Source organism: Pseudarcicella hirudinis (genome assembly GCF_900115665.1).
Classification (GTDB): Bacteria; Bacteroidota; Bacteroidia; order Cytophagales; family Spirosomataceae; genus Pseudarcicella; species Pseudarcicella hirudinis.
This window is the reverse complement of the sequence record NZ_FOXH01000009.1, coordinates 101,566-118,079: the sequence shown is the minus strand read 5'-3', so window position 1 is coordinate 118,079 and position 16,514 is coordinate 101,566. Positions and strand designations below refer to the sequence as shown.

Annotated in this window: 13 protein-coding genes; 10 read left to right on the top strand and 3 right to left on the bottom strand. The window is 38.6% G+C overall.

The features are described from left to right. Window positions 1–6: 6 nt before the first annotated feature. Window positions 7–1,047, top strand: a complete 1,041-nt coding sequence (locus BM179_RS15825) for an alginate O-acetyltransferase AlgX-related protein (protein ID WP_092018128.1) — start codon at window positions 7–9, stop codon at window positions 1,045–1,047. Window positions 1,048–1,132: 85 nt separating this feature from the next. Here the strand turns inward: BM179_RS15825 and BM179_RS15820 are convergent, their stop codons facing one another. Continuing rightward, complete coding sequence (locus tag BM179_RS15820; protein ID WP_092018127.1) at window positions 1,133–1,717, bottom strand: carboxymuconolactone decarboxylase family protein; 585 nt, start codon at window positions 1,715–1,717, stop codon at window positions 1,133–1,135. Window positions 1,718–1,805: 88 nt separating this feature from the next. Continuing rightward, window positions 1,806–2,360 (bottom strand): peroxiredoxin, encoded by a 555-nt coding sequence (locus BM179_RS15815; RefSeq protein WP_092018126.1) that lies wholly within the window; start codon window positions 2,358–2,360, stop codon window positions 1,806–1,808. 211 nt (window positions 2,361–2,571) lie between these two features. Here BM179_RS15815 and BM179_RS15810 point away from each other — a divergent pair, with 211 nt between their 5' ends. From BM179_RS15810 to BM179_RS15800, 3 genes are all read left to right on the top strand, one after another. Beyond that, window positions 2,572–3,507: a hydrogen peroxide-inducible genes activator gene (locus BM179_RS15810; RefSeq protein ID WP_092018125.1), complete on the top strand. Its 936-nt coding sequence runs from the start codon at window positions 2,572–2,574 to the stop codon at window positions 3,505–3,507. A 159-nt stretch (window positions 3,508–3,666) separates the two neighbouring features. Continuing rightward, window positions 3,667–5,484 (top strand): T9SS type A sorting domain-containing protein, encoded by a 1,818-nt coding sequence (locus BM179_RS15805; RefSeq protein WP_092018124.1) that lies wholly within the window; start codon window positions 3,667–3,669, stop codon window positions 5,482–5,484. A 124-nt stretch (window positions 5,485–5,608) separates the two neighbouring features. After that, window positions 5,609–6,265 (top strand): hypothetical protein, encoded by a 657-nt coding sequence (locus BM179_RS15800; RefSeq protein WP_092018123.1) that lies wholly within the window; start codon window positions 5,609–5,611, stop codon window positions 6,263–6,265. A gap of 81 nt (window positions 6,266–6,346) precedes the next feature. On the opposite strand, the gene BM179_RS15795 is transcribed toward BM179_RS15800, so the two are convergent. Further along, the gene (locus BM179_RS15795; RefSeq protein WP_092018122.1) at window positions 6,347–7,309 is read right to left on the bottom strand and encodes a purple acid phosphatase family protein; all 963 of its coding nucleotides are present in this window, start codon (window positions 7,307–7,309) and stop codon (window positions 6,347–6,349) included. A 591-nt stretch (window positions 7,310–7,900) separates the two neighbouring features. Between BM179_RS15795 and BM179_RS15790 the strand changes: the two genes are divergently transcribed. The 6 genes from BM179_RS15790 to BM179_RS15765 all read left to right on the top strand — a co-directional run bounded on the left by BM179_RS15790 (window position 7,901) and on the right by BM179_RS15765 (window position 16,512). Then, on the top strand, window positions 7,901–10,876 hold the full coding sequence (locus BM179_RS15790; protein ID WP_092018121.1) for a SusC/RagA family TonB-linked outer membrane protein: 2,976 nt from the start codon (window positions 7,901–7,903) through the stop codon (window positions 10,874–10,876). 19 nt (window positions 10,877–10,895) lie between these two features. Next, window positions 10,896–12,506, top strand: a complete 1,611-nt coding sequence (locus BM179_RS15785) for a RagB/SusD family nutrient uptake outer membrane protein (protein WP_092018120.1) — start codon at window positions 10,896–10,898, stop codon at window positions 12,504–12,506. A 109-nt stretch (window positions 12,507–12,615) separates the two neighbouring features. After that, window positions 12,616–13,680, top strand: a complete 1,065-nt coding sequence (locus tag BM179_RS15780; protein ID WP_092018119.1) for a phosphatidylinositol-specific phospholipase C1-like protein — start codon at window positions 12,616–12,618, stop codon at window positions 13,678–13,680. A gap of 123 nt (window positions 13,681–13,803) precedes the next feature. Further along, window positions 13,804–14,151: a cupin domain-containing protein gene (locus tag BM179_RS15775; protein WP_092018118.1), complete on the top strand. Its 348-nt coding sequence runs from the start codon at window positions 13,804–13,806 to the stop codon at window positions 14,149–14,151. 42 nt (window positions 14,152–14,193) lie between these two features. Then, the gene (locus BM179_RS15770; RefSeq protein WP_092018117.1) at window positions 14,194–15,144 is read left to right on the top strand and encodes a hypothetical protein; all 951 of its coding nucleotides are present in this window, start codon (window positions 14,194–14,196) and stop codon (window positions 15,142–15,144) included. Between the two features lie 210 nt (window positions 15,145–15,354). Then, window positions 15,355–16,512, top strand: a complete 1,158-nt coding sequence (locus tag BM179_RS15765) for an ROK family transcriptional regulator (protein WP_092018116.1) — start codon at window positions 15,355–15,357, stop codon at window positions 16,510–16,512. Window positions 16,513–16,514: the final 2 nt, after the last annotated feature.

Here is a 16,514-nt window from a genome sequence, read left to right as displayed (position 1 = left end):
ATGCTAATGAAGGCTTTAAGATATATTGGTCTGGTACTTGTAATCTTTCTCTGGGCTGAAGCCTATTTTCCGGAGTTTTATCTGGCAATGGGTAAATCGCATCTTTTTCCGGATGATTATCGTTACGGAGATTTGTACCGCTTGTCGTTTTTACCTCAGTTTAAGGAAAAAGCAAGTATCTGCCCCGATTTACTTCCGGGGAAATCAACGGACCATAAAACTAATATTTTTATCATAGGAGATAGTTTTACCGAAGAGCAGCGGGTCAATGCCAATGATTTTAAAGCACAGAATTATGATTATACACATTGGGCTAAATCTAAAGATATTGTGCTTGATACCGCTCAAAGGAACGTACTGATACTGGAAACTGTAGAAAGAACATTCCGGGAGCATTTCGGGAAGGAAGCTGATAATTTCAGGATTGTGAAAAACCCTGGTAAAAATGAAGAAAATGCACCCAAACCCTATGTTACAAAAAAACAAAGATTAGAAAATTTCATCAAAATATTCTTTCCCGGAGGTACCGAAGAAAGGTTGGAACATACGCTTTTCAATTATGACTTCTTTTTGTTTTTCAAAGAAATAAAAGCCGCTTTTAACCTTAGATTTTTTGATAGGGCAGAAAAAAAAGTAGTGTTATCGAAAAACAGGCAATCGTTGTTCTATTTTGAAGAAGTGGAGTCAGGGGAACACCAGACCTCCTCTTTCAGCGAAGTTTCCGAGGCTGAAATACAACATTTGGTAGAAATGATTAATCAAACACAGGATAAATATAAAAAAGCCGGATTTGATGAAGTTTATCTTTCAATCATTCCGAATAAAGTAAGTATTCTGGCTCCGGATCTCGGAAAATATAATCATATCATTGAGAAAGTTCAGACAGATCGGGCGTTGAAAGTACCTGTTATAGATGTTTACTCAGACTTTGTTCGTCAGCCTTCTGAAATGTATCTGAAAAGTGATACCCATTGGAGTTGCGCCGGAAGAGATATCTGGTTAAAAAAGGTAAATTATTCCATCTTTTCTCCTGAAAGTAACCAATAGCTTTAATACTGGATTTCATAAAAAAGCTCAGATGGTATTTCATCTGAGCTTTTTTATGAACGCTTTAATATACACGTTCCCGGAATTACAAAAGTGTAATAAAACTCTTAAATACGGCTCCCAAACGAACTGCATCAAGAATTCTCGGCTCAGTTGCTCCATGTGCTTTAACGGAAGCTTCATGAGAAGTTACACACATTTCGCAGCCGTTGATGGCAGAAATTACCAGACTTAATAATTCGAAAAATTCCTTTCCTAGTACCGGATTCATCATGATTGACATACGAATTCCTGCCGGAGCAGTTTCATATGATTCTTTATTCATGAAATGACGGAAACGATAGAAGATATTATTTGCGTTCATTAAAGAAACACAGGCTGCAACTTCATTGATTTCTTTTTCAGAAGCTTCTTTTTGCAATGCCAGAGCTTCCAGTGAAGAAATAAGGACATTAGCCTTCTCATTGATTGCAACGCCCAGAGCCAGCAAAACAGCTTCTTTCTCAGAAAGATTCTGTGCTTTCAATGCATTGGAAACGTTGATCTTTAAATCTTTAATATAACGATGATCGGCAGTATTGAGACGGTCTAAAAAGAGACTTTCAAAGTTTTCAGGCAGATTTACTTCTTTTAGTAAGTTGGCCTTGGTTTCATTGGCTACTCCAAACATAATATTCTGAGTTATGAATTGTGAATAAAATTATGAGTTATGAATTATAAGATTCACAACCCATAATTCATAACTCATAAAGAAGATACTAAACGCTCAATGTTTCTTCTCCGGCTTTCCAGTTACATGGGCAAAGCTCGTCAGTCTGCAAAGCATCCAATACACGGATCACTTCGTCAACGTTACGTCCTACTGACAAATCGTTGGCAGATACCCAACGGATAATACCTTGCGGATCAACAATATAAGTTACACGGTAAGCAATTTTTTCATTTGCTTCTAAAATACCTAATTCTTCAGCCAAAGACTTAGAAGTATCAGCCAGCATAGGGAATTTCAAACCACGCAAATCTTCATGGTCTTTTCTCCAGGCAAGGTGAACAAACTCAGAATCAGTAGAAGCACCGATCAGGATCGTATCACGGTCAGCAAAATCAGAAACTTTTGTATTAAAAGCAGCAATTTCCGTAGGACAAACGAAAGTAAAATCTTTCGGCCACCAGAACATTACCATCCATTTATCATTGTTTTTGTGATCTTCAGAAGTGATATCATAAAATTCATTTCCTTTTTCTAAAGATACAACGGCAGTTTTTTTGAAAGTTGGGAACTGCGAACCTAAAGAAAGCATTCTGTTTGACATGGCTTTAAGATTTGGATATGTTAAAATGCCGTTTTAGTAAAAATAAATATTAAAATTATACAATTTAAATATCGATTTAACTTAAATTTGAAGCATCTATATTTGAAAAGTTTTATTTTTTTCTTCTGCAAAATTCCTCTTAAATTAGCGTCAAAGCAAATTGATATTTTTGATAACTTTATCATTAAAATCTATATCACCCATTAAAGACATGACAATCACCCAATTAGAATATATTGTAGCCGTTGACAATCACAAAAATTTTGTTCAGGCAGCAGACAGTTGTTTTATTACCCAGCCAACACTGAGTATGCAGATACAAAAACTGGAAGATGAACTGGGTGTAAAAATATTCGACAGAAGTAAACAACCTGTCAGTACCACGCAAATCGGCCTTGAAATTATACAACAGGCCAGAACTACGTTAAGTGAGTTCGGCAAGATCAGAGAAGTGATAAGTTGTGGCAAAAATGACGTTTCCGGAGAAGTCAGACTGGGTGTAATTCCAACCATTGCTCCTTATCTGCTGCCTTTATTTCTGACAGAATTTCTGAATAAATTCCCAAACATTCAGCTTAAGATTAAGGAATTAACGACAGAAAACATCATTAAAAAACTCAAAGATGATCAATTGGATATTGGTTTGCTCGCCACGCCACTGCATGCCAGTCATTTGAACGAATATCCTGTTTTTTATGAGGAACTTGTTTTATATGTTTCCGAGGAAAATGCCTTGTTTCAAAAGAAATACGCTCTCTCCGAAGACATTGACCCGAGTAAATTATGGCTGTTGGAAGAAGGACATTGCCTTCGTTCACAAATAGAGAATTTATGTGAGCTGAAACGAAAAGTAATTAATTCCAACCATTTTGAATACCAGGCCGGGAGTTTGGAAACACTCAAAAGAATGGTAGAGAGAAATCAGGGAATCACGATTTTACCGGAAATGGCTACGATAGATTTTGAAGAAAGACAAACCAATCTGATTCGTCAGTTTGCCTCTCCTGCTCCGGTAAGGGAAGTCAGCCTGGTTACTCATAAAAATTACAGTAAAATGGGTGTTATTAAAGCCCTGAAAGAGGCCATTGAAGCGGCTGTTCCTGAGAATATGAGAAAAAGCAAGGAGAAAAAAATACTTCCTATTTAAAATTAACAAATGATAGGTTTTCGGAAAATTGTATAATTTTCGACAAATTACACGTTAAATAATCGTTAGTCTGAAAATGCTAATGTCCGGTTTCAGTATCCAAAACTTCTTAATCTGCTCGTTATTGAATTAATCGAAAGCCAGGTGTGTCGTATTAAAATGAGAAAAACTCTATTGTTTCTAGTGCTTATTTTTTCCGGGATGGTTGGATGGAGTCAGGAAGTATCATGGCCTGAAGCAGGGAATAATGGCGAAGGGACGATTTTCCAGAGAAATCAGCAGGGAAATGCTCTCATCAGATTCGTTGTTTCAAACACTTCAGAAATTCCCGTTTTACAGGTAAGATACAGGCAATACAGCATCAGTACAGCTGAGGCCGGAAATTATATCGATCCGAGAAACGGATCGCCCGATTTACAAAAAGAGGGCTGGTTAAACAACGTTCCGTTTACCGGCACAGGAACCTGTCAGATAAGTTTCGAAATGACCATAAAAGGGGGTCTTTATCTGATGGAAACCAATATAGATTCTCCTGCCAGGATTTTTGGTGTCGGAGAAGTTTTTGCCATTGCCGGACAATCTAATGCAGCAGGTTATGCATTAAGTAATGCCAAAAGCCTTGGGTATGTCAATCAGAGATTTGTCAGATATTTCAATAAAAAAGAAAGCTTTGATCCCGTCGATCCCGGTGGGGCCAAAGCACCGGGCAGTAAAGATTTTATATGGTACTGGGGAAAATTGGGTGAAAAACTTGTAAACTACCTGCAAGTCCCGGTGGCGTTTTATCAGGCGGCCTGGTCTGCTACCAGAATACGAAACTGGGAAAGCAGCAGCGATTCTACCACAGGAATTGTTTTCCCTTATAAAAATCTCAGAAATACGATCACCGCTATCAAAGATCGTTACGGCATGCGAGCCATTCTCTGGCATCAGGGAGAACAGGATAATAAGGCAGTAGGACTTTATGAGCCGGATTATGCTGCCAAACTGAATCGTGTTATTTCAGCCAGCCGCAGACATGCTGGCGACAACTTACCCTGGGTGATTGCGCAGGCTTCCTACATAGGCAGAACACTGGATCCGGCCATTAATATTGCACAGAAACAGGTTATAGGTTTCTATGCAAATGGTTATTTCAAAGAATTCGGAGACTCCTCGGCTGTTTCTTCCAATAAATTCAGGCAAATCTTCCGGGGACCTGATACCGACCTTATCGGCCCGGAATTCAGAAGAACCGGAGACGGTGAACCAACTCATTTTAACGAAATTGTCGATAGCTCTGCTGCCAATTGCGGGCAATGCAAAGCTGCTGATAAATGGTTTGAAGCACTCACTTCAAGTCAGCAGTTTTTCAAAAATTCAATTCCGCTTCTGAACAAAAAAGTAGTTGATATTCCTTTAAAACCTTGTATCCCTACTTGTGGTTGTAAATTCAAAATTGAATCAGTTATACAAAGTACAGGAAGAAATTCCGGACAGGTCAATTTTAATGGTTGCGATGTGACAGACATTCAATGGCAGCTCATCGACCGCAATAATGTCCTGACTACCATTGAAACTACTCCTAAATCAAATACTTTTCCTTTTCTGATTCCTCCGTACCTGCTTTCCGGAACTTATCAGATTAAAGTAAATGTGCTGAATTGCAAAGGGGGTGATGTCGCCAGTCTGGCTTATATCCAGCCTCCTCCACTTGTTCTTGAAACATCATTAGATGAAATTCATCCTTTTATTGCATTTCCTAATCCGACCAGCGGCAGACTGGAAATTAAGTTTTTTGCCAAAAAAGCTCAGACAGCAGCATTTACTTTGACAGACATGCAAGGCAAGAAAATGATTTCCAAAGAGTTAGTCAGCAAAGAAGGGGTCAACAGCTACGAGTTTGATATCAAAAATATTCCTTCAGGGACTTATTTAATCCATCTGCAATCAGACAACAACCAGGAGACATTTAAAATCTTCAAGACTGATCAGTAACTCATTCTTATACATTTGCTTCATCCGTTCACCTTTACTTGAAAATGGTTCTATCTTTTTTATATTTGTGAAAATGCCATTATTTCTGATGGTAAATTTTTACACTAACCCCTTTTTAAAATAGATGGAACTACTTCTTTCCCTTAGAAAATTCACGGAAGAATCACAATTTATTGAAATGCAGGAATTGTTAAAGAAAAACGATATTCTGTTTGAAACTGAAGTATCCAATTCCTCCATTGACGCTGTTTCCCTAAGACAAACCCTTCCGGAATTTATCATTAAAATCAGTCAGTCTGATTTTCTGAAAGCTAACGAACTTCTGGCGGAAAAGGCTGAACACGAGATTCAGGAAGTGGATAAAAATCACTATTTATTTGAATTTTCCGACGAAGAATTATTTGATCTGATTTCGAAACCCGATGAATGGTCTGAATTTGATTATCAACTGGCCAAAAAAATCCTTGCGGACAGAGGCCAGACAATCAACGAAGATTTCCTGAAACATTTAAATGCAGTCAGAATTGATTCTTTGTCCCAGCCCGAAAAAAGACAGTCAGGTGCAGTGAGAGCAGGTTATCTGTTTGCCCTGTTAGGTGGTTTAATTGGTCTGGCTATTGGCTGGAATCTTTACACTTCTAAAAAGACCTTACCGGACGGAAAATCTGTGTTTACCTATCAGCAGGCAGACAGAAACCACGGTTTAAGAATTATGATAATCGGAACGATGGTTTTTATTTTACTTACTTTTCTGAAAATTTCTTCTCAGGCTGGTAAATAACTGATACATCATGAAATTATTTACCTGATTCAGATATAATTTAAAGAGCAGCCCGGAAAGGCTGCTCTTTAATCGGAATACTTATTTACTCAATTCTGTTGCATACACCACATTTCCGTTTTCATTAATTACCTGCACATATAATTTCTTCTCCGTTGCTGAAAACAACATAAAGCCATAATCTGACAAAGCCAGTTTACTGATTGGTAATTTGCCAATTTCTGTAGCTTCAGAAGCAGATCCAGACACAAAATAATTCGTTTTTCCTTCCGGCAAAAGATGTTGCAAATCATGATCGTGTCCACAGATATAGGCATCTACCTTATATTTGTCCAAAAGGGGTTTTAAAGTAGCTCTGATTGCTCTGGTGTCATAACTTTCTCTTCTTTTCTCAGTGGCCGTAAACAGCGGATGATGCCCTACCACCAATTTCCACTTAATATTAGGAGAATTGTTGGCAAGCAACTTCTCGAGCCATTGCTTCTGAGCTGTGCTGTCTTGTCCGGTCACACTATGCTTATAAACCTCACTTGTATGAAATTCCGGAATCAGCGGGTTGGTATCAATAAAAGCAATAAGTACCTGCTTTGTGGTATCCCCGTGAATGGCAAAAGTTTTTGAATAATACCTGGCAGGCATTTTCCAGCGTCGACTGATTTTTGAATAAGCAACCTGTGCATCAGGGTTTCCGCCGTAATCATGATTTCCTAAAACCGGGTACCAATCCCATTGCAAAGAAAAAGCAGTATAAATGTCTTCAAACGAATACTTCCACAGAGGGTCACGCTCACTTTCAACACCTCTCGGATAAAAATTATCTCCTGTAGTAATGATAAAATCCGTTCCGGCCTCCTTTGCTATTTTTCCCATCTGAACAGCAACAGGTTTCTGATGGTCCTCGCCTACCCTTCCCCAGTCTCCCATTACCAGAAAATTTACTGCGCCATTATGCTTTTGAACCTGGCCGTTCTGAGCAGACACTGATACTGCCGAGCCAAAAATCACTGATATAATCAGTGAAAAAGATAGAATTGTTTTTTTCATATTAGATAAATTGATTTGTTATTATAAAGCAGATCCTTGTTTTTTTTACTCATTCAACCCATTCTACTAGTCCTCAATTGGCTTTTGTTAATTTTTTTTTCACTTATTTTTGACCATTAAATCCGCAATTATTTCGCTCAGCGGAGAACACGGAAATACGCAAAAATCTTTGGATCGATAGCTCCGGTTTTTCCATAAAGCTATAGTTTATTCTGTCTGCAAAACTATCTATATTTTTTTACCGGATAATATTATCAAAGTGTTAGTATTAAATTTAAATGTCTTTAATATTAATTATATGTTAACAAAAGGAAATTTCCGGTAAAGAATTAACGCTCTCTTCACGTATATATCTTCTATCTTTTTTTTATCAAAAAAAATCTTTCAAAAACATCATTTCCCCTTTTGTTTTGTCAATCCGGCTTAACAATTATTTAACCTTTCCGGCTCTGTTTAAGGAGCGGGTTGAGCCTAATTTTGTCAATTACTTTTGAAGAAAACATACATTACTTCTGTAAATAATTTAATTATTTAAATAAAAAATTAAATTATATTTATAGCCGTAATTAATTTAAAAACCCATCTAACACAATGATCTATTCAATTTTACTGAGAAAAGGTAAAAAGCAATTTTTACTTTTCCTATGGTTTCTTGCGTTCCTTGCTCCCGGAACCTACGCATCCTCACTCGCTGACAAACCTGTTAAAGGTAATGTAAAAGATGAAAAAAATGCCGGCATTCCCGGGGTAAACGTTCGTATTAAAGGGCAGAATGTCGCTGCCACAACGGATGCTTCCGGAAATTTCGTCATCAAAACAAAGTCGGAAAACGATGTATTGGTATTTTCTTTTGTGGGCTATACTACGAAGGAAATAACAGTAGGAAATCAATCCGAAATCAATGTTACGCTTGAAGTTGACGTAAAACAACTGGGCGAAGTAGTTGTTACTGGTTATGGTTCAAGCAGTAAGAAAACTATCACAGGTTCCGTTTCATCAATCACAGCGGCAAACTTTAATGTGGGAGCAATTGCCAGCCCTGGCCAGCTGCTTCAGGGTAAAGTTCCGGGCCTGAATATTTCAAGAAGCGGTGACCCGAACTCTGAACCAAGTGTTATTCTTCGTGGTCCTTCTACCTTACGTTCAGGAGCACAGGAGCCTTTCTATGTGATTGACGGAGTACCTGGCGCTTCTATCAGTTTGGTTGCCCCTGCCGACATTGAGTCTATCGACGTATTAAGAGATGCTTCATCTACAGCCATTTATGGTTCCAGAGCGGCAAATGGTGTAATTATGATTACTACTAAAAAATCTAAAAGCGGAGAATCAAGACTTGAGTACAGCACCTATGCAGCAGTTGAGAATGTTTCAAACAAAATCAATATGCTTTCCGGCGACCAGCTTCGGCAGTATCTTAAAGACAACGGACAATCATTAACTGCGGCTAACAACGATGCAGGAGCCAATACCAACTGGCAGGATGAAGTTCAAAGAACCGGATATTCTCAAAATCATAACCTTTCATATGGTGGTGGAAGTACAAATTCTACCTATGGCGTAAGTCTTAACTACTTCAATAACAAAGGGATTATCAAAACTACCTCTTTGGACAGAATGATTATCAAAGCTTACATCAATTCCAGGTTCTTCAACGACAGGTTAAAATTAAGCCTGAATGTAACAAACAGTAATTCTAATGGTAACGATGTGTTCCAAAGCGAACTTTTCGGAAACATGCTGACCTACCTGCCAACTGTTAATGTTTTCAGACCGGATGGTTCTTATACAGAAGATCCGACGCGCGGAGGTTATCTGAACCCGGTTTCCATTATCAACAATAATACTTACGAAAAGAAAAGAAACGATCTTTTACTGAGTGGTATTGCTGAGGTTAATATCCTGAAAGATCTGAAATATACATTGAGCATTTCTTCGCAGAAAAATGAGTTCAAGGAAAACATTTACATGAACAACCTTTCTAACCTGGCGCTTGGCTTAAATGGTAAAGCTCAAAGAAGTGTTTACGAAAACACCCAGAATGTCATAGAAAGTTATTTCAACTATGACAAATACATAGGAAATCATACACTGAAGTTATTGGCAGGGTATTCCTGGCAGGAAAACAGAGGTAATGACGGATTTGGAGCAAGCACCAGAAATTTCTATAATGATGCACTTTCTTTCAATAACCTTTATCTTGGAAACCCTAAAGTACTGGCCGATGTTTCTTTCCTTGATAAATCCATCTCTACGCTTCGTCTGATCTCTTTTTACGGAAGGGTAAATTACTCATATGACAATAAATACCTTTTCCAGGCTTCTCTGAGAAAAGATGGTTCTTCAGCATTCGGTGCTAATCAGAGATGGGGTTATTTCCCTTCCTTCTCTGCCGGTTGGAGAATCAGTCAGGAAGATTTCATGAAAAACCTTCCGGCTATCAGCGAATTAAAACTACGTGCCGGATACGGTGTTTCGGGTAACAGCGCCGGATTTGATGCCTTTACTTCTATCCTGAGATATGGTTCGGTTGGTAAATATTACTCAAACGGTGATGTGGTAAATGCTATTGGTGTTGTACAAAACCCGAACGAAGACCTTAAATGGGAAAGTACCTCCACCACCAATATCGGTCTGGATTTCAGCTTATTTAACAGCAGAATTAATGGTACAATCGATTACTACATCAAAAACACCTCTGACCTGATCTGGGATCAATACCCTGTTTCTACAACAGTCTATTTCCTTCCTACAATTACTGCCAATGTTGGTAAAATTCAGAACAAAGGGATAGAACTTACATTGGATGCTTCGGTTGTTAAAAAGTCTGATTTCTCCTGGAATGTTGCTTTAAATCTTGCTCATAACGACAACAAGGTTGTTTCACTTTCCAACGATAAATTCAAGGTAAATTCTATTCAGACAGCATTCCTTGGAGGAAAAGGTCAATCCGGAAACTGGAGTCAGATTGTTCAGGAAGGCTATCCTTTGGGAACATTCAACTTATGGCATTATATGGGTAAAAATGAAAACGGGGTAAGTACTTACCAAAAAGCTGACGGAACAGTTGTTGCTTCTCAGCCGCTTACTTCTGATTATACAATCGCCGGAAATGCTCAGCCTGATCTGATTTATGGTTTGAATAACACTTTCAGATACAAAAACTTCGACTTCAATTTCTTTGTAAGAGGAACAGTTGGCAATAAGATTCTGAACATGACACTGGCAGCATTAAACAGCCCGGCAGATGCGAAAAACCAGAATATTCCGGCCTTTACCCTGGGAGAATCTTTCAAAGATATCAACGCTTACCTTACTTCTGACAGATACCTTGAAAACGGTTCTTATCTCAGACTGGATAATGCAACTTTAGGCTATTCTGTAAAAACCAATGCAAACAGCATTAAAAAATTGAGATTCTATGTTTCCGCTACCAATCTGTTCGTGATTACAGGTTATAGAGGTATCGATCCTGAAATCAATATCGGAGGTTTGACCCCTGGTATCGATAACAGAAACTTCTATCCTAAAACACGTTCTTTCCTGATCGGAGCTAACATTCTTTTTTAATTTTTTAAAAATCGACACAATGAAAAAGTTTATCCAAACACTTCTTATAGGTTTAACTTTATCAGCAACCGGATGTACCGATCTGGATGTTAAAGTTGAATCACAATATACCAACTCCAACTTCCCGGATAATGCTGCTTCCTATGCAGCTATAATCGGGCCGTTATATACCCAATTATCTTCTAAATTTGCGATAGAATACTGGAGGATGCAGGAACTTTCAACGGAATCATCCATTATCCCTGCACGTGACGGAAACTATGATGACGGTGGAGTTTTCCGTAATTTTCACTATCATTCATGGAATGCCGATTTTACCTATACCAGAGATGTATGGCAATGGGGCTTCGGAGGAATAAACAGTACGAATCGCCTGATCAACCTTTTTGAAGGAACTCCTGAAAGCGCTACAAAAAAAGCAGCCCTTGCCGAGGTAAAAACCATGAGAGCTTATTTCTACTTCCTGATGATGGATCTTTATGGAAACCTGCCTCTTGTTGATAAATTTCCGGTAAGCGAACAGCCAAAAACAACCAGCAGAGATAAAATTTTTCAGTTTATCGAAAGCGAATTGAAAAGCGTTGTCAATGATCTCCCTTTGAAAACCAATGCCAATGCTGTTCAGTTTTACGGAAGACCAACCAAAGGAATGGCTTATGCAATCCTGACCAAACTTTACCTGAATGCAGAATACTATATCGGCAAACCAATGTACAATGAAGCTGTAGCAGCTGCCGATAACATTCTGAGCAGCGGAGCATACAGCCTGGATTCTGATTTCAATTCCCTTTTCTCACCAAACAATGGACCTTCCAATAAAGAAACCATTTTTGCGGTTCCTTATGACGCCCTGCTGATTCCAGGAAACCAGTTTACCAGATTTGGCTTTACTCCATTCCTGTACCTGAAATACGAATTACAGTTCAGACCAAGTATTGCGATGAGTACCACACCTGAATATTACAAACTATTCAATCTGAAAGGTGATAAAAGAACTGATAACTGGGTAGTTGGAAAACAGTACAATTTCGATGGTTCTCCGGTATTATATGCCACCACAGCCAAAGCTTTGGATAACAACTACACTGGAACTGACAAGGCTATCAACTGGCAAGTGGAAATTACACCTGATCTTACCCTGGTTCCGGGTAAGCCTATGGACGTAGGTAATGATATTCTCGGACAATGTAAAGGTATCCGTTCAATTAAATTCTATCCTGATAAAAACACATTGGCTACAACAAGGATGAATGGTAATGACTTCCCTGCATTCAGATTATCTGATATTATTCTGATGAAAGCAGAAGCCATTCTGAGAGGAGCTTCCCAAACCACTGTGGCAGGCGTTCCATCTACTCCGCTTGACATGGTAAATATGATCAGAGCCCGCGTCGGAGCTGAAGCTGCAAGCAAAATTGACCTGGACGAACTGTTAAACGAAAGAGCCCGGGAACTTGCCTGGGAAGGTTGGAGAAGAAATGACCTGATCCGTTTTAACAAGTATGAAGTGGAATATCCATTGGCAAATGACATTTTTAAAATGGATAAAAATCCTCAGAGAAGAATCTATCCGATTCCGACTACGGAGATGAAGCTAAACCCTAATCTGGTACAAAATCCGGGTTATTAATTTTAAGTATCTTTCAATGCAGGATTGGTGGTTTTTATTGGTGTGCAAATACCCGTAAAAATCACCAATCTTTGTTTAAACTGTTTCCTTATCATAAATCCTCTGTCAAATGAAAAGCCTGCTGCTTACCGTTTTTTTAATCTTTTCTGTTTTTTTCTCCGGAGAAAACCCGGACAACCTGAAAATCAATGAACTGCAAGTCATTGGTTCCCACAACAGCTACAAACTGGCGATTGATCCTGAGTTGTTTAAGCTGGTTTCAAAAAATGCAAAAGATATGAGTGGCCTGGATTACAGCCACATAGGCCTTTCAGAACAACTTAATCTTGGATTAAGAAATCTTGAAATTGATGTGTATTCTGATACAATCGGTGGGAAATATGCCACTCCACTTGGCATGAAACTGGTAAAAAATCAGCCGGAATTTGATCCTTCTCAGAAAATGAAATTACCTGGCTTTAAGGTTTTCCATGTACAGGATATTGATTTTAGAAGTCATAATCTTTTACTCAGGGATGACCTGAAAGAACTGAAAAAGTGGTCGGATGCTCATCCCGCCCATGAACCGGTTTTCATTACCATGAATGCAAAGGACGATGTGATAGAAAAAGCAGGTTTTACCGTTCCTGAAAAATTTACAGCACGCAGTTTTGACCTGCTTGAAGAGGAATTGAAAACAAATCTGGGACTAAACAAGCTCATTACTCCTTCCGGAATTCAGGGAAAATACAGCACTCTTGAAGAAGCTGTTTTGCACTTCAACTGGCCAAAACTAAAGAATGCCAGAGGTAAATTCATTTTCATTCTGGATGAAACCGGAACAAAACGCAAGGATTTTATCAATAATCATCCTTCTTTAAAAGGCAGAATCATGTTTGCCAATGCCGAACCTGGTACACCGGAAGCAGCTATTCTGATTATAAATGATCCTAAAAAAGATGGCATGAAAATTCAGGAATATGTAAAGAAAGGATACATCGTACGGACACGCGCAGATGCTGATACCAGGCAGGCACGTGAAAATGATTATTCCCAATTTGAAGCAGCAAAGGCTTCCGGCGCACAAATCATTACTACAGATTATTACCGGAAAAGCACACATTTTAAGTCTGATTATGAAGTTTTCTTTGAAAAAGGTGTTTTTGTAAGAAAAAATCCGGTAATCCATCACTGATGATCCGGGTCTTTCATTAAACCCGGCAGATAAAATTCTGTCTCAATTAATGATGATTTTAACCTCTAAGCCTGTTTTTTTGTTTAATTTGGAAACAATTATTCAAACGTCATCATATTTGATATGTTTCCTAATAAAGTAAGCATTGACAAAGCTTCTGAAATATTGAAAAATTCCCCGGATATTTTCAGGACTTTTTTCGAACACGGAACGCTTTCTCTGGAATTATATAAACCTGATTTAATTGACAAACAGCAGCCTCATGAAAGAGATGAAATCTATATCATTGCCGGAGGAAATGCCAGGTTTGAACTGGAAAATGAAATTACGGAGGTAAAAACCGGAGACTTCCTTTTTGTTCCGGCTAAAGCCCGGCACAGATTTATCGACTTTTCGAATGATTTCAGTACCTGGGTCATTTTTTACGGACCTGCAGGCGGAGAACAGGGAAGTATTCTCAATCATAGCTAATACATTTCCGGACCTCATCTTTTCATCATAAGCCCTGAAGCTATGGGATTAAAATTATTCAGATTCTTTCTTTTTTTCGGAACAATTGTTCTTTATTCATGCAGTGAAAAAATAACACTGCCGGCAAAATTCAGCAGTCAGCTGAACTACTGTGCTCCGACGATTAACTATCAGTATGATTCTCAATTTTTCCCGATTACAGCATTAGATTCATTTCTATTGAAAAACCCGGAAATATCACAAAACTTCACTCAGCATGATATTCTGGTAGCCAATGCCATCGGTGTTTTGCCTACACTCCAAAAAATTCTGACCCTGAAAAAGGATAGTTCTTTGTCAGTAAAACTTGAAAAAACAAACTATAAATTATTTATCCAGAAACGTTTATTAATCACGGCAACGGCCATTGACGGGCTGGCTTCCGAAATTGACTGCGAAGGTGAAAGAGCTGATCAGCTGGCTGGTTATCTTGATAACCTCAACGACAAAAGAAACCGCAGGCTTACCGTGGCATCTATCATAGCAGGTTCTGCCACGACTGTTGCTACCGTTCTGCTTGACAATGGCAATGCCCAAAATCTGGTTGGTATTGGCGGTGGACTTCTCAGTGCCACTTTAGGTGGCTTAACCGCCTTTCCTTCCCATAAGAAAATAGTGTTTAAACATGTCAGAAATATCCTGACCGACATCTGGCAGGCACCTGTTTCCTCTAATGTTTATCCGCCCTCCATCTGGTACATGCTTAATGACAGGCATTTCAGTAACAGCGGGAATCAAACAATTCTGGCAAATATCAAAAACCGATGGATTTCTTATGAATTTGAGGGGAAAGCGGATCTGGATGAACAGGATCTGTTGTTCAAAACCGGCGGAATGTACAAAGCGGACGACTTGCATTCAAGGGCGAATCTGTTAAATCAGCTGCAGGCTACAATCCGGTCTTTACACCAGGATTTATATAGTTTTTCTTTACATCTGAACTCACTGGAATAATATTTCACCTAAACCTTTCTGCAAATAAACCGCTCTTATTTCAATACTGAATACATTTATGAGTAAATTTACCCTCAGAAAAAAGATGTGAATCTCTATTTTTTGAAGCACTCATAAACCGACCTCTTTTCTGCGCCGATGAAACTGATTATATATTTTCAACATCGGTCTTTTTAACCCTTACAATTCATTATTTCTGTATTTTATCAGATGAGGAAATTTCTTGAAAACATGAATGTCAGTACACATCAAAGTGTACAAACAAAGAAAATAATACAATATCTCCTGAGAGAAAAAGGTAAAACAATTCTGGAAATAAGTGATTTCTGTGGTCTGAGCCTCCCTACAACTACCAAATTTTTAAACGAACTCATCGAACAAAATATCCTGACTCAATCAGGAAAAAAAGAGTCTTCCGGCGGGCGGCCGCCAAGTTTTTATGCACTCAATCCGGACCGTGGTTATATTATCGGAGTAGAGTTACTGTTAAAATCATTCAGAATGTCTATTATCAACCTCAATCAGGAGGTTATTTATGAATATGAAACGGATAATTTTGACATCTCCCAACAAGAAGAGACTTTTGACTTTTTAGTGGAAATTGTACCTGATTTACTGGCCAAACAAGCTATTCCGAAAGAAAAAATCCTGGGCGTAGGCATCGGTATCACAGGAAGGGTTGACAGAGACAAGGGGATCAGTTACTCCTACCTCAATTTTGCAGAACCATTAACTGTTTTGCTCGAAAAACACTGGGGTTATCCGGTTTTTATAGATAATGATACGCATTTCATGACATTGGGAGAGCAGGTTTTCGGACTTGCCCGTAAAAAGCAAAATGTCATTTATGTCAATTTCAGCAGAGGATTGGCCATTGGCATTATTTCCAATGGAATGATTCATCAGGGACATTCCGGATTTGCCGGAGAATTTGGCCATATTTCATACTTCGACAACGACAAACTGTGCATTTGCGGTAAAAAAGGCTGTTTGTCAACGGTTGTTTCCGGCGCTTCCATCGAAGAAGCATACTTTGAAAAAACAGGCAAAACGCTTCATTATCGCGAGATTTTACTGCTTTCAAAAAGAGGAGACAAGATTATCAATGAAATTTTATCTGATACCGGAGAACAATTGGGAAAAGCATTATCCATGCTCATTCAGATTTTCAATCCGGAATTATTGATATTCGGAGGAAGGATTGTGGAGGTCGGGGAATTTCTGAAATATTCTATTATCCGGGGAATAAGTCTGCATTCACTGCCCCAGTTGATGGCTGATTGTGAATTTCAATTTTCCTCTCTGGGAGAAAAAGCTGAAATGTTAGGTGCTTTCGCACTGGTAATGGACAAATTCTTTGAGCAGTAAAT